At 44.4% G+C, this 18,830-nt stretch carries 19 protein-coding genes; 6 read left to right on the top strand and 13 right to left on the bottom strand.

What is annotated here, in order from left to right; all coding sequences use genetic code 11:
• Positions 1–10: 10 nt before the first annotated feature.
• Entirely contained in the window at positions 11–961 is a 951-nt protein-coding gene (locus H8B19_RS09825; RefSeq protein ID WP_186506650.1) for a hypothetical protein, read from the bottom strand.
• Positions 958–1,299, bottom strand: coding sequence for a PadR family transcriptional regulator (locus H8B19_RS09830; protein ID WP_206683174.1), 342 nt, complete (start codon positions 1,297–1,299; stop codon positions 958–960). The genes H8B19_RS09825 and H8B19_RS09830 overlap by 4 nt, the downstream gene beginning before the upstream one ends.
• A 160-nt stretch (positions 1,300–1,459) precedes the next feature.
• Between H8B19_RS09830 and H8B19_RS09835 the strand changes: the two genes are divergently transcribed.
• The gene (locus tag H8B19_RS09835; RefSeq protein WP_186506651.1) at positions 1,460–2,353 is read left to right on the top strand and encodes a ribokinase; all 894 of its coding nucleotides are present in this window, start codon (positions 1,460–1,462) and stop codon (positions 2,351–2,353) included.
• On the top strand, positions 2,354–3,298 hold the full coding sequence (locus H8B19_RS09840; RefSeq protein WP_186506652.1) for a nucleoside hydrolase: 945 nt from the start codon (positions 2,354–2,356) through the stop codon (positions 3,296–3,298). It abuts the gene before it with no gap.
• A 92-nt stretch (positions 3,299–3,390) separates the two neighbouring features.
• On the opposite strand, the gene prsT is transcribed toward H8B19_RS09840, so the two are convergent.
• From prsT to H8B19_RS09860, 5 genes are all read right to left on the bottom strand, one after another.
• Positions 3,391–6,135, bottom strand: coding sequence for an XrtA/PEP-CTERM system TPR-repeat protein PrsT (gene prsT, locus H8B19_RS09845; RefSeq protein ID WP_186506653.1), 2,745 nt, complete (start codon positions 6,133–6,135; stop codon positions 3,391–3,393).
• A 128-nt stretch (positions 6,136–6,263) separates the two neighbouring features.
• The gene (locus H8B19_RS09850) at positions 6,264–6,848 is read right to left on the bottom strand and encodes a hypothetical protein (protein ID WP_186506654.1); all 585 of its coding nucleotides are present in this window, start codon (positions 6,846–6,848) and stop codon (positions 6,264–6,266) included.
• Positions 6,841–7,134 (bottom strand): sigma factor-like helix-turn-helix DNA-binding protein, encoded by a 294-nt coding sequence (locus H8B19_RS18980; RefSeq protein WP_241737552.1) that lies wholly within the window; start codon positions 7,132–7,134, stop codon positions 6,841–6,843. The genes H8B19_RS09850 and H8B19_RS18980 overlap by 8 nt, the downstream gene beginning before the upstream one ends.
• Positions 7,116–7,394, bottom strand: coding sequence for a hypothetical protein (locus tag H8B19_RS18985; RefSeq protein ID WP_241737553.1), 279 nt, complete (start codon positions 7,392–7,394; stop codon positions 7,116–7,118). The genes H8B19_RS18980 and H8B19_RS18985 overlap by 19 nt, the downstream gene beginning before the upstream one ends.
• 18 nt (positions 7,395–7,412) lie before the next feature.
• Positions 7,413–8,051, bottom strand: coding sequence for an energy transducer TonB (locus H8B19_RS09860; RefSeq protein ID WP_186506655.1), 639 nt, complete (start codon positions 8,049–8,051; stop codon positions 7,413–7,415).
• A gap of 169 nt (positions 8,052–8,220) precedes the next feature.
• Here H8B19_RS09860 and H8B19_RS09865 point away from each other — a divergent pair, with 169 nt between their 5' ends.
• Positions 8,221–8,643 (top strand): NUDIX hydrolase, encoded by a 423-nt coding sequence (locus H8B19_RS09865; protein WP_338401517.1) that lies wholly within the window; start codon positions 8,221–8,223, stop codon positions 8,641–8,643.
• Position 8,644: 1 nt separating this feature from the next.
• Here H8B19_RS09865 and H8B19_RS09870 read toward each other — a convergent pair whose 3' ends face one another.
• On the bottom strand, positions 8,645–10,549 hold the full coding sequence (locus tag H8B19_RS09870; protein WP_186506657.1) for a sialate O-acetylesterase: 1,905 nt from the start codon (positions 10,547–10,549) through the stop codon (positions 8,645–8,647).
• A 14-nt stretch (positions 10,550–10,563) separates the two neighbouring features.
• Positions 10,564–11,721 (bottom strand): AGE family epimerase/isomerase, encoded by a 1,158-nt coding sequence (locus tag H8B19_RS09875; protein WP_186506658.1) that lies wholly within the window; start codon positions 11,719–11,721, stop codon positions 10,564–10,566.
• 201 nt (positions 11,722–11,922) lie between these two features.
• Between H8B19_RS09875 and H8B19_RS09880 the strand changes: the two genes are divergently transcribed.
• The 3 genes from H8B19_RS09880 (at position 11,923) to H8B19_RS09890 (ending at position 14,683) form a co-directional block, all read left to right on the top strand.
• Complete coding sequence (locus tag H8B19_RS09880) at positions 11,923–13,119, top strand: AGE family epimerase/isomerase (protein ID WP_186506659.1); 1,197 nt, start codon at positions 11,923–11,925, stop codon at positions 13,117–13,119.
• A 266-nt stretch (positions 13,120–13,385) separates the two neighbouring features.
• Entirely contained in the window at positions 13,386–14,159 is a 774-nt protein-coding gene (locus H8B19_RS09885; RefSeq protein ID WP_186506660.1) for a GGDEF domain-containing protein, read from the top strand.
• 11 nt (positions 14,160–14,170) lie between these two features.
• Positions 14,171–14,683, top strand: coding sequence for a hypothetical protein (locus H8B19_RS09890; RefSeq protein ID WP_186506661.1), 513 nt, complete (start codon positions 14,171–14,173; stop codon positions 14,681–14,683).
• Between the two features lie 27 nt (positions 14,684–14,710).
• On the opposite strand, the gene H8B19_RS09895 is transcribed toward H8B19_RS09890, so the two are convergent.
• The 4 genes from H8B19_RS09895 to H8B19_RS09910 are packed head-to-tail and all read right to left on the bottom strand — an operon-like array spanning position 14,711 to position 18,829.
• Positions 14,711–15,514 (bottom strand): DUF1223 domain-containing protein, encoded by an 804-nt coding sequence (locus tag H8B19_RS09895; protein ID WP_186506662.1) that lies wholly within the window; start codon positions 15,512–15,514, stop codon positions 14,711–14,713.
• Between the two features lie 57 nt (positions 15,515–15,571).
• Positions 15,572–16,276 (bottom strand): DUF6445 family protein, encoded by a 705-nt coding sequence (locus tag H8B19_RS09900; protein ID WP_186506663.1) that lies wholly within the window; start codon positions 16,274–16,276, stop codon positions 15,572–15,574.
• A gap of 7 nt (positions 16,277–16,283) precedes the next feature.
• Positions 16,284–17,771, bottom strand: a complete 1,488-nt coding sequence (locus H8B19_RS09905) for a tryptophan halogenase family protein (RefSeq protein ID WP_186506664.1) — start codon at positions 17,769–17,771, stop codon at positions 16,284–16,286.
• A gap of 20 nt (positions 17,772–17,791) precedes the next feature.
• On the bottom strand, positions 17,792–18,829 hold the full coding sequence (locus tag H8B19_RS09910) for a cupin-like domain-containing protein (RefSeq protein ID WP_186506665.1): 1,038 nt from the start codon (positions 18,827–18,829) through the stop codon (positions 17,792–17,794).
• Between the last annotated feature and the right edge of the window lies 1 nt (position 18,830).

An 18,830-nucleotide genomic window follows, 5' to 3' on the forward strand; every position in this document is an offset into this window, starting at 1 on the left:
AGGACGCTGGTTAGCGCCCTAATTCGATAAATCGTTTTACCTTAAAACCAATATCAATCATAAACACCAGTGCGGTGGCTGATAAAAAGGTTTGCCATTGATGTTGGCTCAGTTGCAGTGTGGTTTGTTCACCGTGTAATGGGTAAATCAGTGTTAGGCTTTGCGGCAGTTGGTACATCACTGCCAGCATGGCAAACTGCGCGGCATAAATTGCCCAGTCGATGATAATTTTGCCGCGTGTCCAATACGGTGACAGCATTTTGTAAAAGCAAAATACGATGGACAAAGACACCACGGCGCTAATCCATGGCACCAGCGCATAAAGCGCATCGCTCATATGTATTGAGTAACGGGCGGCGGGTTCGCCGGTTATCGGCATAAAATAGTTGTTCATCACCGCGATAAAACCGAACAAACACACCATTTCAAACGCGGCATCAAATAACCCAATTTGCTGATTGGGTGCCGGGATATTAGGTAACTTGCTTGGGTGCCATTTGGCATAAACCTGCTTGGTGGTTACCGCATTACCAATTAAATAAAAGGCCAGCGTGGTCCAGGCAAAACCGTATAAACAACTTTCGAATATATTGCCAATAAAGTGCAGAGCGGTGCTAAAGACATTGATATGCTCCTGCGAAAACGCACCGCTCAGGGTTTGTGTGCCTTTAACCACAAATAACAGTAAAAACACCCATTTAAGTACCACTTTATACAGTGGGAACAATTCTGGCGTGACCAGCGTTTTGGCACTTTGATAGCTGGATGCCACCACAATTGGATGGCCACGCTCCAGCAGAATTTGCTGAATTTCCTGCTCGTTTAACTCGCGTTGTAATTGTTCTGCTTTATCATCAATTTGATCCTGCAGGCTCGATTCCAGCTCGTTGCCTACATCGTCTTTTAAGGATTTGGGCAGGTAACTTTTTACATTGTTAACGTAACGGTTTATCCAGTTCATTGTTGTTCTCCTAAAATCATCCCGGTGGATTGATTCAGTTTTTGCCATTCCTGTTGCATTTGCGTTAGTGCATCGAGGCCATCGGCTGAGGTTTGGTAAAAACGACGCTTGCGGCCGTCTTCCACACGCCAGTTGCTCGTTAATAATCCCTGATCTTCCAATCTGCGTAGTAATGGATACAAGGTGCCTTCATCTATGTCTAAACCGGCTTGTTCGAGTTTTTTACGCAGCGAATAGCCGTAGTGTTCCTGTTTTAAGCTGGCCAGCGCGACTAATACCAGCACACCACGGCGTAATTCCATGGTTAACTTGTTGAGTCGTTCGTCATCGATAGGCATCTCTTTTTCCTATACTGTGTGATGCATAGTATATACTGTATGTGGCACAGTATTGGAAATCAACTATTTTTTACACAACTGATTCAGCCATTTTCAATGGTGACTTTTATTTATTGGCGGCTGGGGTAGACTTGGCGCACAAAATAAAAACGGAAAAATTATGGCGATTATTAATTTAGGTTCGATCAATATCGACCACGTTTATCAGGTTGATCACTTTGTGACGCCGGGTGAAACCATGGCATCCAGTGATTACCAGCAATTGTTAGGCGGCAAAGGCGCTAACCAGTCGATTGCGCTGGCTAAAGCCGGTGCGGTGGTAAAACACATTGGTGCTTTGCATAAAAGCGATGAAGCCTTTAAACAGCAAATGCTGGATTACGGTGTGGATGGCAGTGAAATTAAACTCACTGACACACCATCGGGTCATGCGATTATTCAGGTTATCCCTGAAGGTGAAAACGCGATTGTGTTGTTTGGTGGCGCTAATCAGGCGATTGAGCAACAGCATATTGCCGACGTGTTGGTGACTTGTAGTGAAGATGACTGGTTTTTAACTCAGAACGAAACTGCGTTAGTGCCAGAGGCGTTACAAATGGCTAGACAGGCAGGGTTGTCTGTGGCGTATAATCCCGCTCCTGCCACCGATGTGGTGAAGCAGGTTAACCCTGACTGGGTTGATTTGTTGATCGTGAATCAGACCGAAGCCGAGCTGGTAAGCGGCTGCGATTCGCTTGAAGCACAAATGGAATATTTTCAGCAACACTGGCCAAATACCGATGTATTGCTAACGTTAGGCAAGGCCGGTGCCACGCTTATTACCCGAGAAGGTGTGTTGGCTGCCGATGCTTATGAAGTGAAGGCGCTGGATACTACAGCTGCGGGTGATACCTTTATTGGATTTTTCCTCGCGTTTTTTGCGCAGGGTGAAGAGGTTGGCGTCGCCATGCAAATGGCCTGCGCTGCTGCTGCATTGGCGGTGCAAAAAGCCGGTGCTGCCCAGTCGATTCCAGCGGTGGAAGAAGTACTGGATTTTATCGAGGAGACTCATTAAGTGAGTGAAAAAATTATTATAGATACCGATCCGGGTATCGATGATGCAATGGCGATCTTTTTTGCCTTTCAGCATCCGGATTTTGATGTTTTAGGTTTAACCACGGTATTCGGTAACGTGCCGGTGGAAATGTCGGCCAATAACGCACTGGTTTTGTGTGAAATGGCAGAGCGTTCCGATGTGCCGGTAACCATGGGTATGTCGCGCCCGTTAATTGGTCGTGCATCTACCTATGCGCATTTTGTGCATGGTGACGATGGTTTTGGTAATACCGGTTATATTCCGGCTAAAACCGAACTGGACGGGCGCAATTCACCACAGTTTATTGTGGATATGGTAAACAAATATCCGGGTGAAATTTCATTAGTGCCAATTGGTCCGTTAACCAATATCGCGATGGCAGTGCGTTTAGATCCAAGCATTGTTAGCAAAGTAAAACGCGTGGTGATCATGGGTGGTGCGGCTTATGTGCCGGGCAATGTTAACCCTGTGGGTGAAGCCAATATCTGGAATGATCCCTGGTCGGCACAAATCGTCTTTGAGCAGGACTGGGATGTGACCATGATTGGTTTAGATATCACCAACAAGTTGCGTTACAACCAGGAGTTCCTTGATGAACTGGAAAAAGGTAACAGCAAGCTGGGTGGCTTTGTTAACCGCATTTCTCAGTTTTATATGGACTTTTATTCAAAAGGCCAGACGACCCGCGATTGTCGTTTCCACGATGTGATGACGCTGGTTTATATCCTGCATCCTGAATGGTTTGAAACCATGAAAGCTAAGGTGATGGTGTCTTGCGAAGACATGACCCGAGGTCACACCATTTGTGGGCCAGAAGGCAAAGGCATTAGTGAACCCTGGACCAGCGGCCCTTATGTAAATGTAGGCCTAAACGCTGACGAACAGAAAATTAGCGATTTATTTAAAAAGGTTTACGCGCTGTAAATCCTTAGGCGACAGCCAATTTGTTAATATAAAAGGGACTCAATTGAGTCCCTTTTTGTATGTGCTGTATGGCTGTTAAGTGACTAAATCACTTACAGCGAATACTGCTGTTTAATCTGTTTTAAGCGCTCCTGCGACTTCGGCTGATTAAAATCGTTGTCGCTGATTTTACGTTTTGCCAATTCGGTTTGGCCGTCTTTTAGCAGGGCTTCAATGTAATTTAACCACACTTCCTGACTGGCCTGGCCGGTGTCGGTGGCTTTAGCCAAATTACGGATTGCTTGTTTGTTGTTGCCTTTGGCCAGTTGAATTTGCGCCAGAGTATCTAATGCATCCGGATTATCTGGTAATAATTGCGTCGCCATGTCTGCGTATTTTTGCGCATCATCCAATTGCTGTTTTTGTAACAACAGATAGGCCAGATTATTCAGTGCCAGAAAGTTCTTTGGATTCTGCTCTACAAGTTCGGTATAGGTTTGAATCGCATCTTCAGTACTGCTGGAAAGCTGGCGTTCGGCTAACATGGTTTTAGTTAACTGATCGGCTGGATAGGCTTGCAGATGTTTATCAATAAGGTTGTCGGCCTGATCTTTTTGACCTGTTCTGTCCAGACACATCACTAGCATACGCAAATTAAAGGGTGTTTTTTTGTCATCGTAAGCCGCCTGAGCGTTGGGTAATGCGTTACTGACGTCACCTCTACTAAGCTGTAACTGTGCCTTAAACCCACGAATTAACGGACGTTGCAGAATTTGCTCTGGCAATTTGTCATAGCTTTTTTGCGCTTCTTCATACTGACTTAAGCGCAACAGGAAAAGCGTTTTGATCACTTGTAGCTGGGTATTTTCACCATAGGTTTGTATTGATTGGGTGACCAAATCCAACCCTTCCTGATACTGGCGTTTGCTTTCGAGGACAGATAATTTGCCAGACAATGCCTGAATATTTTGCGGTTGCGCTGCCAGCCACTTACTATACAGTTCGTCCGCCTTTTCTACATCATTGGTGCGTATATAAGACACACCAAGCAAACGGTAATACAAGTCTGGTGGTGTGTTTTCAGTGCTAACCGCTTCCAGCAAGTTAATGACGCTGCTGAAGTCCTGCTGAAGTAATAATGCGGAGGCATAAACCAGACGTATTTGCATATTATCCGGCTGATTTTGATGCAGTTTTTGTAGCTTTTTCACGCCTTCATCAACACGATTCTGTGCCCGCATTATGGCAAAGTAGCGTGAAATCGCCGGCATATAATCCGGATGCGCATCCAGCATATTGTTTAGTGCCGTAATGGCTTTATCAGTTTTGCCTTCAGCGGCATCCAACTCAATTAAAAGCAGTGCAGGTGATAAGTTGTCGGGCTCTACTTTTAGCGCCTGCTGATACACCTCACGGGCTTTATCCAGCGCATTTTGCTTGCTGTAAATCATGCCCTGTAACATCAGTGGCTTAATATTGTTGGGTGCGGCCTGACGCCACTTATCCGCCAGTTGCTGGGCTTTATCGATTTGATTGGTATTAAGGTAGGCAACCGCAAGAGAGGATTGTGCTTCATTTAGCGAGGGATCCATTTCCACCGCTTGCTCAAGCTTTTTAATACCTGTCAGGTCGTTGACCGATAATTGCAGCACGCCAAACTGGGTGAGTTCGTTGGCCGTTTTACCCATGGCAGATGAACGTTCAATCAGTTGTTTGGCTTCTTTAACCCGGCCTTGTTTAAGTAATTCATAACTGGTGCTGGTAAACAAATCCAGATCGTTTTCAGTCAGTGAATCAAACTGGTTCAGGGTATCTGCCGCTTTTAAATTTTCACCTAATTTGAGCTGACTGGCCGCCAGTACTTTTAGTGCTGGATGGTTATTGGGTAATTCACTGGCAGTGAAAGAAAGGTGTTTTTGCGCGGTTTCAAAATCATCCAGCGCATAAGCGGCGTAACCGGCTAAAACCCGATAAGAGGGTGATGCTGCATCTTTGGCAATGGCTTTTTCTGCAAACTTCAGCGCGTCTTTATAGTCTTTCTGATTAAATTTGGCCATCGCTTTGTAGTAGTTAAGCGTGGCGTTTTCTGCATTAATTTTTAGGAGTTTATCTACTATCGGCTCAGCATTTTCAGTATTGCCGGAGTCCATCCATAATTTGGCGAGTACAAACATTACCTCTGGTTCATCAGGGTTATAATCCAGATAGGTTTTATAAGTGTCGGCAGCCTCAGTCAATTTGCCTTGTTGCATTAATAACAGTGCTTTTTGTTTTAAAGCCTGTGGCTGAGTGGGTGACTGGGTTAATACCTGATTAACTAAAGCCAGCGAGTCATCAAGTTCTTTTTTTATGGCTTTTTCATAAGCCAAAGACAGAGTTTTGAAATAGGAGTCAGTTTTATACAGTTTGATGCGTGCAATAAGCTGTTTGGCCTGAGGCTCTTTGTCCAGACGCAATAACGATTGCAGTTTGAAATAGGCTACTTGCACGGCATCGTCATCACTGAGCTGTTGTTTTTCTAACTCAATGTTACTTAAAGCAACATCGGCTTTGGTTTTTTCCAGTGCGATAGTGAGCTGAGGTAATACTTTAGATGCGCTGTATCCAAGGTCGAGGGCTTTGCTTAGTTCTTTTTCTGCACCACTGTATTCCTTGGTTTGCATATATAACTGGCCCAGTTCATACCGGGAGTCCGCATTGTCTGGTGCCAGTTGAATGGCATTTTTATATTCAATGATTGCGCCTTTTACATCCTGTTTTTCCACCAGTTGTCTGGCGTTGGCAACATGTTCTTCTGCGGTCATTTTGCTGCAGCCTGCAAGCAGCAACATTAATGACACCAAGAGTAACTTTTTCACAGTAAATTCCTTTATATTAAACGGCTTACGCTCTGCTACCAGAGTATTGAACAATGCAGCTTAAGGCAACAGCTAGCCGCAGATTTGCTTGATTTAACTGCTGGGTTAGTTACGTCGGACTGGTGTCATCAGCACTGATGTTTTGTCGTGGCGTTTATCGCAACAATATGGCCTTGTTGATCAAAGTCGATCAGTACCATTTGGCCATTATTTAAATGCTGCTCAAATCGACCTTGTGCTTCCATGGCTTCCACTAAAGGCTGGGTTATCTCAACTAATTGTTTATCGCAGGTTTGTAAGCGCCAACCATCCTGATTATTGAGTAGCGTGGCAGCGGCCTGATGATGAGCCACCAACAATTCCTGGCTTTTTAAAAAACGGGCATAATTTTGCGCTAGTTGCACCTTACCCTGTTGTGACACAGAGTTGTTGTTGGTGTTATTGCTTTCCTGATGCAGGCTGTGAACTTGCACTCTGGTGATTTGCAGAGGTTGAGCCTGGTGTTGATTCAGTTGCATATATTGAAATAACACCAGTAACGCACTTAAAGCTGTAACACCGAATGTCCAGTTGATTAGATTACTACTTCGGGTTGGTTTGTTACGCGCCTTATTTTTGGCCAGTAAATGCGACTTTATTGCAGACGGGCTTTTATATTGCTGTTTACGTTGTTCGTAAAGCTGGTTTAGCTGGTCCTGATTACGCTCAGTCATGGTAGCTCTCCAGTTGCTGACTTAAGCTGTTTTTGGCGTAACGCAGGCGACTTTTAACCGTTTCGATTTCTGTGTGAGTAATATCTGCAATTTGCTGCAGACTGAAACTTTCTTGCTGTAAGACAAAGGCTTCTTTTTGCTCAAATGGCAGTTGTTGTAAGGCCAGATTGAATTGATTGAGCAGGCTGTCTTCAGCCTGATTATATGGCGCGGCTAATTGTTCGATTGCTTCATGTTGATGGTTTTTTTGTTTACGTAATTCATCAATCAAGGTATGACGTGCCATGGTAAATAACCAGGCTTTGAACTGACCGTTGGGCGATATTGTTCTTTGTTATCAATGACTTTTAACCAGGTTTTTTGACAAACATCGGCAGCGATATGAGGATTAGCGTTGCTAAGCACAAAATGATACAGGTCATCGGCGCAACTGTTGTACAACCTCTCCAGCGCACGATTATCGTGACTGCTCAGATATTCCAGCATCAGCTCATCCGGGCTAAGCTGCTGCTGGAACCAGTTTTTGATCGCAAGCGTTATCGCCATAAAATCAACGCGCCCTAATTATTTTTGCAAATCAAAGGTTAACATGATTTTTTGATTTGGCTGAGTTAAGGCCACTCCGTTTTCAACTCTGGGTTTGTATTTCCATTTAGCCAGTGCTCGACGGGCTTCACGATCAAAAACGCGTTTGGGTTCTGCATCGGTGATTTGAATATTCTGCACCGTACCACTCTCACTGATATCGAAACGAAGAGTGACATATCCCGATACACCATTGCGCAGTGCATCTATTGGATAATTGGGCTCTACCCTTACAATGGGGGTTGCCAGTCCTTCTCCGGGGATTAAAGTAGGCAAGGTTAAATCGGAGCCAGTATTTACTTTGTAATCAGGTACATAACTGGGTGTACCTCCACCTGAATCCGGCTCAGCCTCCGGAATCACCTGTGGTTTTGGTGGCGTGACAGTTTTGGGTGGTGGAGGCAGTATTTTGCGCACATTGGGTACCGAGTCCTCCCGGTTAAATACCGGATCGATAAATACTGTTTTAGCGGGCTCTTCAACCATCTGGCCGTCAAAACGAATTAAATACTGCATTAACCAGAACAAGGCAAACGTCATCAGGGTCGCAATCAAAGTAAAACCAAGGGCTTTGCCGATAGCATTAGGATTGAAGCTTAGGGTAGGATTAGCCTGCATATCATGCTCCTTTTTGTTGAGGGTCATGAGTAAAACGTTTCATCAAGGCAAAAGGGGTTAAATTATTTTACCGTCAGATAAAAAAACAGCGGCGTACTGCCCAGGATGTGGTGAGCAAAGCCTGAGTAAACTGGATATCAAGCAATATAAATGTGGCAGTTGTGGTTATATTTATTATCACAATGTCGCGACTGCCGTAGGCGCCTTGATGATATGTGATGACAAATTACTGCTGGTTGAACGCGCTAAAAATCCCGGCAAAGGTTTATTGGGCGTGCCCGGTGGTTTTGTCGATCCCTTTGAAAGTGCTGAACAGGCACTTTGCCGTGAAATTGATGAAGAAGTTGGGGTAAAAGTGGATATTCATCAACTTCAATATTTTGGTAGCTGGGCCAATGAGTATCTTTACGCTGAAATTAATTACCACACTCAGGATTTTTATTATGTGGTTGAGTTAGCGAGCAAACCACAATTAACCTTGCAGCAAAGCGAAGTGTCTGGCGTGAAATGGCTGAGCAAACACGAGCTGGAACTTAACCAATTGGCATTCTGCTCAGCGCGTGATGCGCTGGCAAAATGGAAAAGCAGTTAAATTACTTTATTTGATCGGCTGGCCAGTTGTCGGTGCGAAATGGTACGGCGGGTAAACCTTGTGTGTTGACTAAATTCACCTCGGGATAATCAGCCCAGGCATAACGCACGGCAACCGGGTTAGGCACTTTGTTACTGTTAACGACTATATAGCCGTTCTCAACTCTGGCAGTAGCGGGGTAAAACTGACGGTCTTCTCCTGCGATGATAAAACCTTTGATGTCAGTATTATCTTTACTGCCCAGCCCCTCTGCAAAATCAAATTCGAGTTTTATACTGTTGCCTTGATTATGCATGGCTTTATAGGCAGGTCCGCTGGCGATGGTTGATAACCCATAAGCGATATTCTGTGCCTGTAACCATAAACGCATACCGACGTCTTGTTTATTGCGCGGATGAATATCCTGTTGGTTACCAATATCAATAGTGACCGCCATACCGGTATTATCCAGCGCCAGCGTTTGTTTTTGTGCATCGCGTAAATAGGCCCATTCGCTTTTGGGTTGCAGCGCTTTATGCGGTAAATACGCAGCCAGTTGTACAAACAAAAAGGGTAAGCCGGGGTCGTTGGCTCGTTCACGCCAGTTTTTAATTAAGGCACTGAATACGGCGTGATAATCCTGATGTTGAGCTACGTTATTTTCGCCCTGATACCAGATTACGCCTTTGATGGCATAGGGTAAAACAGGATAAATCATCGCGTTGTATAAAAAGCCAGGTAGCCAGTTATAACGCGTTACTTTGGGCATCGGCGCTTCTAATGTATTGGAAAACAGCCATTCGCCTTGTAAATCTATTTTGTTTTCGGCAATTTGTAGCCACATTTGTTGGTCTTTACCCAGCATTACATTGTTATCCCAGGAATTGACAACACGTAATGCGATCGTATTTGCACCTGGCTGAAATGCATTGGCGGGTAATTCAAACAATGCATCGGCTTGATTCCAGCTTTTTTGTGCGAGCAACTTTCCGTTTATAAATACCAGCGCTTCCTGCACCAGTTCGCCCATATTTAATGTTACAGGTGAGTTTGGAAGCTGATCGAGTTCAACCGATCTCTTAATCCACACAAAATCGTTAAGTGGCTGTTTATTGGGTAATTGAAGGGTTCGCCATTGCTTGTCGTTGCTTTGCTTAAGAATGTTTGTAGCCAGCTGGGTATCACCAATGCGTGAAAATTTAAGTTGTTCTGCTTGCTCATTGTCTTGCAGTATTTGCGGCCAGTCTTTGTTATTTAAGGTTTTTTGAGCCAATGCCTGATAGGCCGGTATATCAACTAATTTTCTGGCATCAACCCAGGCTTCGGCAGGTGTACCACCCCAATTGGAATCAATAATTCCCACCGCCACATCCTGTTGTTTATGTAACAGTTTGGCGAAAAACCATGCTACCGCAGAATAATTTCCCACCGTGTCGCGTGAAGCCATTTTCCACTGTGACTCTGGAATCATTGATTGCGGTGACGCTGCCTGAGTATTAGGTACCTCAAAAAAACGAATAAGAGGGTAGTTGCTGTCCTCTAACTCTTTATTTAAATCATCTATGCCCCAGTCGAGTTTCCATTCCATATTCGACTGGCCACCGGCTATCCATACGTCGCCCAGATACACATCTTTAATTAACTGTCGGCGTTCACCAAGCAATTCAAGCTGGAATGGTCCACCCTTGGGCATTGCGGGTAATGTTAACTTCCAGTTACCCTTTGCATCGGCATTTACAGTGGCAGATTGGTGGTTAAAACTTAGAGTAACAGATTGATTGGGACTGGCCGTTCCCCAGAAGTGCAGCTGCTTGTCACGCTGCAACACCATATGATCATTAAAAAGCGCAGCGAGTTGAACCGAGGCGTTGGCTTGTGTAAAAAAAGTCATTAAAAACAGTCCTAAGCTCCACCCAAATTTTCTCATCTGTGCCTCCTGGCTTATCTGGCCTGATTACAATACCTTACGGCTTCCGCACAGGCTAACATCAGGTGATATAAAGTACTAGCGGGTGCCATATCCATACATACCTGATTATTCTCATCTAATTGATCGACGTAGGCACCTTTGACTGTGTCTGAAATATAATATTTAAACAGCAGATTAATCGCATCTGCGGCTTTTTCTTCATAGGATTTATCGCCAGCTTGTGCCTGGGCAATGTTAGCTTTAATTAATTCGGTGATGGGCCATAAGCGCTTGGTGGGTTTAGTGACCTTGCCATCCAGTGTGGTTTCATCAAATAACAGCCCCGATTGCTCATCACGACCTATCGCCAGCGTTTTTTCATAAAGGCTGGTGCAAATGGTATCAACCGGAGTTTGGGTAAATTGTTGGTACTTACGTAATAACCATACCCATTCCATCATATGACCTGGTTCGCTTAGTTCACCACGATCATTTGACACTGGCTGCCAGTCCTGCTGGAAAAATTCGAGCAAAATTTGTTTATCATGATCATAAAAACGCGTTTCAAATAAACAGTAAATTTCACCGGCCTTTGCCAGCCATTTTCCGTCATTTGTTATTTCGTAAAGCGCCAGAAAGGCTTCAAACAAGTGCATATGTGGATTTTGGCGGCGTTCCTGATAGGCATAATCACCTTCTGTCCAGCCACCCGGCGCTTGTTTGAAATGTGTGTTTATGTACTTAAGAATGTGGTTGGCACGTTCTAAATAATGGTTTTCATTGGTTAATTGATACTGATAGGCACTGGCGAGTAAGAAAAACGCAATGTCGTATAAATCTTGTCTGGCGTCGATAACCTGATTATCCGCATCCAGCAAATGCATATAAATCCCAGGTAAATCAGGGCGGCTGGCAAATTTTTCCATAAAATTTTCAATGCCCTGATTCACCTCTTTGGCATTTTGCATCCATCCCTGATGCGCAGCATAAGCGAATACAAACTGTTGTCGGCTTTGCACGCGTACACGTTTGTTACACGCGTTATCTGGTGTACCATCGGCGTTTAGTCGTTCGAAAACACCACCTGTGGTGGGATCAATCCCAACGGTGCTCCAAAGTGGCAGCGCTTGCTCAACCATCCAGTGTTTAAAGCGCGCGGTAGCCGCCGTTAATTCCGCAGAAATAGCCATGCAATTCCTTTGTCCTAAATAAAATCTGTTTTGGAAGGAGGGATCATACTGGATATGTTTTTTGCTATAAAGTACTGAAAATCTATACCTTTTATACGTACATTTGATATGACACTGTAATTGCTTTGATTTAGCATCGATCTTTGCGTATTTATTCTGATTGAAATTGTCTTAGCGTTTTCAGGGAGGGGGGAAGCGGCGATGCCAAATTCCGTGTTTGCATTTCACAGTTTTCAGCATGAATTAACCCGTATTGGTGACTGGTGGTGCAGCCATATGCCTGACCTTGAACATGGCGGATTTGGTGGACAATTTGATAATGATGGTTGTTTTCAGTTTAATGCAGATAAAGGCTTGGTATTAAACGCGCGAATTTTGTGGTTTTTTAGCGAAGCAGCAAATAGCTTACATCGCAATGACTATAAACTGATGGCACAACGTGCGTGGCAATATTTTGAACGCTATTTTGATGATGCTGAGCAAGGTGGTGCCTACTGGTTATTAAATTATAAAGGACAGGTCGCCGATAATAAAAAACAGACCTATGGCCAGTGCTTTGCGATTTACGCTCTGTGTGCCTACTACAGATTAACTGGCGAACAGCACGCCCTTGAACTCGCCATTGATTATTTTGAATTGATTGAAGAGCATTGCCGCGACCCACTTTATGGTGGATATATCGAAGCCTGTACCCGCAACTGGCAACATATCGATGATATGCGCCTGAGTGAAAAAGAAAAAAATCACCCTAAATCACTTAATACCCATTTGCATTTACTTGAGGCGTACACAGCGTTACATAACGTGTTGCCACAGCCTCGTTATCGCCAGGCCCTGGTAAAATGTATAGACCTGTTTGTGCGCCATTTTATTAATGCAGACGGCAGCAGTTTACGCATGTTTTTTGATATGCACTGGCATGACGCCAGTCAGGCAAACTCTTATGGTCATGATATTGAATGCAGTTGGTTATTGTGGGATGCACTGCAAAGTGTTGATGATAATGAACTGACCGAACAAATTAAACCGCTTGTGCTTAATCTGGCAAAAAACTGTGCGCGCTGTGCGATTACTGATGAAGGTAAGTTTGCCGAATTGCTTGAGTTCAGTAATGGACATAAAAGTGATCAGAGTGTGTGGTGGGTGCAAGCCGAGGCCATGGTTGGTTTTTATAATGCGTATCAGATCAGCGGTGACAAATATTACCGACAACTGAGTGAGTCTGCATGGCATTACTGTTACCAACATCACTTTGACTTGCAATTTGGCGAATGGTTTTGGTTTGGTAAAAATGCTCAAAATATCCAACAACAAACATATAAAGCCGGATTATGGAAAGGTCCTTATCATAATGGTCGCGCAATGATGGAATTGAGCAAGCGAGTCAATCACAGGTAACGTCCCTCTAAATCTCAAGCTCAGGCATAGTCCCCGAATTAACGCTCTGGAAACATTGATTTTATGGGTGTTTTTTCGTTCTAATGGCTAAAAAATGTTCGATAACAAATTTTTACAGCTTATTTCTGGCTAAAACGCGGTTTATCACTCTTAATTAACAGTGGAGTAAGGAGTACTCCCTGTTTTTGTCACCGATGTTGCAACATGATGCTGATATTGTTGGGTGAACAATTATGCGAATCAGGCTGCTCGCATAGGGGGGAATGATGTTAGATTCACTAAAATCCAAAGCTCGCTCTCGAGCGATTGCCGATCTCAAAGTACTGACGGTCGCCTTTATTTTATCTTTTCTGGTTTTTGCCTCGTTTGATGTCCTTGAATATATGGTTGAATTCGCCCATCAACATGAGCAGTTTGAAATAGATGAGTTAATAGGGGCGTCTTTTATTATCGCAATTTTGTTTGGCATCTTTTCCTACCGCCGTTGGCAGGATGTTAAAAAGCTGTCCCTGTACTGTGAAGAATTGTCGATGATTGATCCCATCACCTTGTTACCTAATCGTCGTGTGATTAATCGCTTATTTGAAGATATTGAGAATGAAAAACAGCAGGATGTTTTTCCACTATCGCTGGCACTGGTTGATATCAGCGGCCTGGAGACCTTACAGGCACAATATGGTAATACTGTTGCAGAGCAGGCGTTACTGGAATTGTTTTATCGTTACAGTATGCTTCTGGAAAAAGACCAGTTAATTAGTTACCGCAATACTAACCAGTGTTTGCTCTATTGTCCTAAAACCGATGAATTGCAAGCAGAGCGTTTATGTGAAGATGTACTGGACATTGAACTCGAATCTCATAAAAGCACGTTAAGTTTATTGTCGGTTAAAGCCGTATCAGTGACATTAAACAATGCCGACCAACTGGATGATGTTTTTGAGAAGCTGGAAGATTTACTCTGCTTAGCCCGCTTTGAATCCGACCTTTTACAATATCGTAAGATGGAGCAACAACAGGCGCTGGAAACTGCAGAATCATAAAGGAGAACTATGTGCAGGCACGCACGAGTGAGCAGGAAAAGCTGGAACTTGAACATCAGGCAGCCAAACTTTTTATGCGCGCCTATGAAAAAACCACAGGAACGCCAATACGCCATTTGTGGCATAACAAACCCAGTAAACCCGATGCATCCTGTTTGTTGGATGGTAAAAAACTCGATTTAGAAATTGCCCATCTGTACGGCAGTGAAAAGGAAGCGATGAAAATTCTGGGGCGCGAGTTGTCTCGTGCTACCCGCGAAGCGTTACGCGAACTCGAATGTTCCTGTACGCCAGATAAAAGATTACTCACGGCGTTAAATCGTATTTTATTAAATAAATCAAAAAAGCATTATCACACCAAACGTGTATGGTTGGTTCTGCGTAACGCACATCCGGCCTGGGACGCCGGGCAAATTATGGCTCAACGGGAGTTTATAGAGATACCCATCACACATCCTTTTGAGCAGATCTGGATTGTCGCTGATTGGCGGGCTAAAAGTGGCATCCTCAGATTGTACCCCTGAGCTATCTCATCAACCTGACTACTTTAATTACCCGTTGAAATATCCATCCGGAATCTGTCCTCCGGTAGCCTGTAATGGCAACAAACTGTTGGCGCTGGTTACCCACACCGCAATGGCCAGTGAGCCAACTTGTTGTGGAATTGGCGGTAACTGCCAGTGGCCACTGGTTTCTCCCTGAGAGGATAACAAGTACTTAACGTGTTTAAGGACCACAAAGTCTTCTACCAGAGAACGACCGTGATTTTCTCCTGCATCTACTTTGGTACTGGCATTTAGGCCAAGTAACGCGATATGTACATCCTGATTAGTATCTGCCTGACTGTAACTGACACTGACGTCGTTATTTTCAAAGGTGACAGACAATATCCCGGCTGGCTGTTCGTCAATTGGCAATGACTTGCCATTAAACCAGCCGCGCCACTCCCGGCCGTTGATGAAAAATCCCGGAGTGTATACCGCACTGCTCAGGCCTTGCTCGGCAAAAGTACGTTGGCGCTTTGAATAATCGGCCGATGAAAATGGATCGCGCCAGCCAAGGTCATTCCAGTAATCAACATGAAACACTGCGGGTACAACTTTATCCCACAATACAGGACTATGTTTCAGGCGGCTTAGCCAGATTTCTGCCGGTGGACAACTACTGCAACCTTGTGACGAATATAGTTCCAGCAATTGGACCTGCTCTTCGCCTGATTGAAAATGTAATGTTTGCTGAGCGAAAGTCTTAAAATTAAACACTATCAGAAAAACAATAACCAAATAACGCATAGGGAACTCTTTGAGTAAGTCATGCTTAACAGACCGGTTAACCTGGCGTTTTATGTCAGGCATGCAAGTTTGTTTTTGGATGTACCAAGTGTAGGCAGTAAATTGTCTGCCAGAGCGTTTTTATTGGTGGGGGTCGATAAAACTACTGATACTCAGGCGTCCATTACGTGGATCTGCACTGAAATTACTGTGAGCAGGAATGACGCCTGAATGTAAACAGTTTCTGCGGTACACAATCATACGGTTGAATAGACCGGGTTGGTGATGTATTTGCTCAAACAAGGCCGTATCACCATTAATGTAACCATCGCTGGCTTTAGGAATATTGTCTGTGCCGTTTTCACTTTCAAGAGACTGAAAGTATTCAATTCGGCGCGATTCGTCGATAAATTCGTAACCGGTCTTTCGATGCCGGTAAAAGGCGGTGCCGCCCTGATTATCATGGAATAAATAAAATACCGCCGCCAACGTCTGAGGTTCCACTGCATCAAAATGCGGAATGCGTTGCAGCAGTTTGAGCTGGTTGGGTGGTGTGGTGACCAGCGAATAATGGCAAACGGATAAGCCCAGTTTAAGTTGCTGCTCACCCCAAAAATGATCCTGATGCTGGCTAACTTGTTGCAACAATAGTTGGGCAAATTGCATGGGTGCTTTCGCCCTTATTCCCGGATAAAAGGGGGAATTAGCTTCAAAGTGACAACTTGCCGCATCTTCGATCATGGCGGGGGCTTGCGCAATAAAATTATCAAATACCAGCATGGGCAAATTTTCGTCACCGTAGTGTAATCGGCTTACTTTGCATTCGTCGCTGATTGATAATTGCATTCTGGATTTAGCTCATTGCTGGTGCAGCGCAATACTGCTTTATAAAATCACGGTGCAGTGGCATTTTATCCGCAACGGTCATAATACTATCACGCATGTTATTTAAGTACTGACTCAATTCCTGATCCGTCATGGTGCTGAATATTTGGTGCCATGACTGAGGATAAATGCCTTGTCCTAACATTACGTGTGTCCAGGACTCCAGGCGGAATAACTCTCGTTCGTTCTGAAACGCATGCCCCTGCTCTTTGAACAACTCAATTCGGTGTGCCAGCGAATCAGGGATCTTCATATTACGACAATAACGCCAGAACTCACTGTCATCTCTTTGAGTCACGTGATAGTGCAAAATAATAAAATCACGCACATTTTCCAGCTCTTCTGTTGATTGCTGATTATATTCATCCACTACCGACTGGGTAATGCCATTGAAAGGAAACATGCGCATTAAACGAATAATGCCATTCATAAACAAATAAATGCTGGTTGACTCCAGTGGCTCAACAAATCCGCTGGATAGACCCAGCGCCAGACAGTTTTTGTTCCAGAATTGTTTTCTGCGCCCGGTTTTATAACGGATAAAACGTGGATGATTGATCGGCGCCTGATCGAGATTAGCTAGCAGCAGTTTTTCGGCCTCGGTTTCCTGCATATATTGACTACAAAAAACCAGACCATTGCCGGTACGATGTTGAAGAGGAATCCGCCACTGCCACCCACTCTGATGGGCGATCGCACGGGTATAAGGTAACATGACCGGATCAAATTCAGTTTGCACGGCAACGGCGGTATCACAGGGTAACCAATGCGACCAATCCTGATAACCCGTCTTCAGGGTTTGTTCGATTAACAGGCCTTTAAAACCAGTGCAATCAATAAACAAATCGCCATCAATTGTCTGTCCGTTTGCCAGTTGCAGCGATTTAATATCGCCACTTGGGTGTTGTGTCACATGTTCTATCTGACCTTCAATGCGTTTAACCCCCAGTTTTTCACTGAACTGTCGCAAAAACAGTGCATATTTACCTGCATCAAGATGGTAGGCAAAATTGATTTTTCCCGCTTTATCTATGGCAAATTTATGTTGTTCTGCAGCTTTTAACTCTAAACAATAATCGCTGTAAGGTGCAGTAATACCGCGGGTTTGACCATGTAACCAAAAATGCTGAAACTCAGCCAGATAGCTACTTTGCCCGGTGGTGCCGAAGGGGTGAATGTAAGATTCACCTTGTTTACCCCAATTTTCAAACGAAATACCCAGTTTGAAGGTAGCTTCAGTCGCGCGCATGAATTCCTGTTCATCGATACCGAGCAGGGAGTGAAATACACGCATCGGGGGAATGGTGGCTTCTCCAACACCCACGGTGCCGATTGCTTCAGATTCAATAAGCGTGACATCAACCAAAGGACTAAGCTTTTTACTTAATGCTGCCGCCGCGACCCAGCCCGCGGTACCACCACCGGCTATCACTATTTTTTTTACAGCTTGTTGCATATCCACGCGGACCTTAATCGTTAACGGTTGAGTTTATTAAGTAACATGGCACGCAGACTGCGTGCTTTTTGTGGGTCGAGTTCACCCAGATACCCCTGAGCCTGTTCGGGTAAATGCGCTGCGGCCTTGCCGGTGTTATCAAAAATGTAGTAATCAAACAAATGTTTCCATGCACGTTTTTCGTGTTCCGGTTTATGTCGCATACTTAACATGGCGTGATACAACACATTCATTGCTGCTCCACAATAAAGAGGTGACTCGCTCCACCAGTAATTTACCAGAACGTTAAAGTTTGCCAGTCCTTCGACCTGATGCCACCACATGGAGGGTAAATACAGTACGTCACCCGGTTCCAGTTTTGCTATTTCGGCATGATCCAGAGCGATTTTAAAGTTGGGATATTTGTCAAAATCCGGATTGTCAAAGTCCACCATGCTCAATGCCTGCCCACCCGGGGTTAAATGCAGTGGGCCGGGATACAGGTTTTCCACCTGACTGGGAGGGAACAAGGTAAAGCGGCGTTTGCCCATAATGCAGCAGGCCAGATTATCTGAGGCATCATAATGAGCACAAGCTGTGGTTTTGTTACCAATCCAGATGCTAACCCGGTTGGATTCCAGCGGAATATCGCTTTGGGGGCGGGGAATGGTTAAATCATTGTGTTCCCGCAAACCAGGAAAATGGGTATCAATCACATTTGAGGCAATATATAACGAAGGGGGATTAGGCTGATCTTCCACCTCAATCAAACGTTCTAAGAAGGCATCAACCTGTACTTGTTCAGATTGATAATTGAGCTGTGTTGCGTCTTCGTTATAAAAAAAACGTCCTTTAATATCGCTTCCACCTACATAAGCAAACGAAGGTTTTCCATTATAGTAGGGCGTTAAATAATCGACGACTTTGCGACTAGACTGTTTGCCTAGCATGACCAGAGGCCAGTGTTTTACCACACCTTTCAAAATTACCGGAGATTGACCATTAATGGCCTCTTTTGGAATTTTTCCCGGTGGTAAATTGTTGATGACCGGTGTCTGGCGACTGATTTTAACTGTCATG

Source organism: Neptunicella marina (assembly GCF_014270035.1).
In the GTDB taxonomy this organism is placed as follows: domain Bacteria; phylum Pseudomonadota; class Gammaproteobacteria; order Enterobacterales; family Alteromonadaceae; genus Neptunicella; species Neptunicella marina.

Coding starts and splice junctions, on each gene's coding strand:
- H8B19_RS09825 (WP_186506650.1), bottom strand. CDS start 961: ATGAACTGGATAAACCGTTACGTTAACAATGTAAAAAGTTACCTGCCC.
- H8B19_RS09830 (WP_206683174.1), bottom strand. CDS start 1,299: ATGCCTATCGATGACGAACGACTCAACAAGTTAACCATGGAATTACGC.
- H8B19_RS09835 (WP_186506651.1), top strand. CDS start 1,460: ATGGCGATTATTAATTTAGGTTCGATCAATATCGACCACGTTTATCAG.
- H8B19_RS09850 (WP_186506654.1), bottom strand. CDS start 6,848: ATGACTGAGCGTAATCAGGACCAGCTAAACCAGCTTTACGAACAACGT.
- H8B19_RS18980 (WP_241737552.1), bottom strand. CDS start 7,134: ATGGCACGTCATACCTTGATTGATGAATTACGTAAACAAAAAAACCAT.
- H8B19_RS18985 (WP_241737553.1), bottom strand. CDS start 7,394: ATGGCGATAACGCTTGCGATCAAAAACTGGTTCCAGCAGCAGCTTAGC.
- H8B19_RS09860 (WP_186506655.1), bottom strand. CDS start 8,051: ATGCAGGCTAATCCTACCCTAAGCTTCAATCCTAATGCTATCGGCAAA.
- H8B19_RS09870 (WP_186506657.1), bottom strand. CDS start 10,549: ATGAGAAAATTTGGGTGGAGCTTAGGACTGTTTTTAATGACTTTTTTT.
- H8B19_RS09875 (WP_186506658.1), bottom strand. CDS start 11,721: ATGGCTATTTCTGCGGAATTAACGGCGGCTACCGCGCGCTTTAAACAC.
- H8B19_RS09880 (WP_186506659.1), top strand. CDS start 11,923: ATGCCAAATTCCGTGTTTGCATTTCACAGTTTTCAGCATGAATTAACC.
- H8B19_RS09885 (WP_186506660.1), top strand. CDS start 13,386: ATGTTAGATTCACTAAAATCCAAAGCTCGCTCTCGAGCGATTGCCGAT.
- H8B19_RS09895 (WP_186506662.1), bottom strand. CDS start 15,514: ATGCCTGACATAAAACGCCAGGTTAACCGGTCTGTTAAGCATGACTTA.
- H8B19_RS09900 (WP_186506663.1), bottom strand. CDS start 16,276: ATGCAATTATCAATCAGCGACGAATGCAAAGTAAGCCGATTACACTAC.
- H8B19_RS09905 (WP_186506664.1), bottom strand. CDS start 17,771: ATGCAACAAGCTGTAAAAAAAATAGTGATAGCCGGTGGTGGTACCGCG.
- H8B19_RS09910 (WP_186506665.1), bottom strand. CDS start 18,829: ATGACAGTTAAAATCAGTCGCCAGACACCGGTCATCAACAATTTACCA.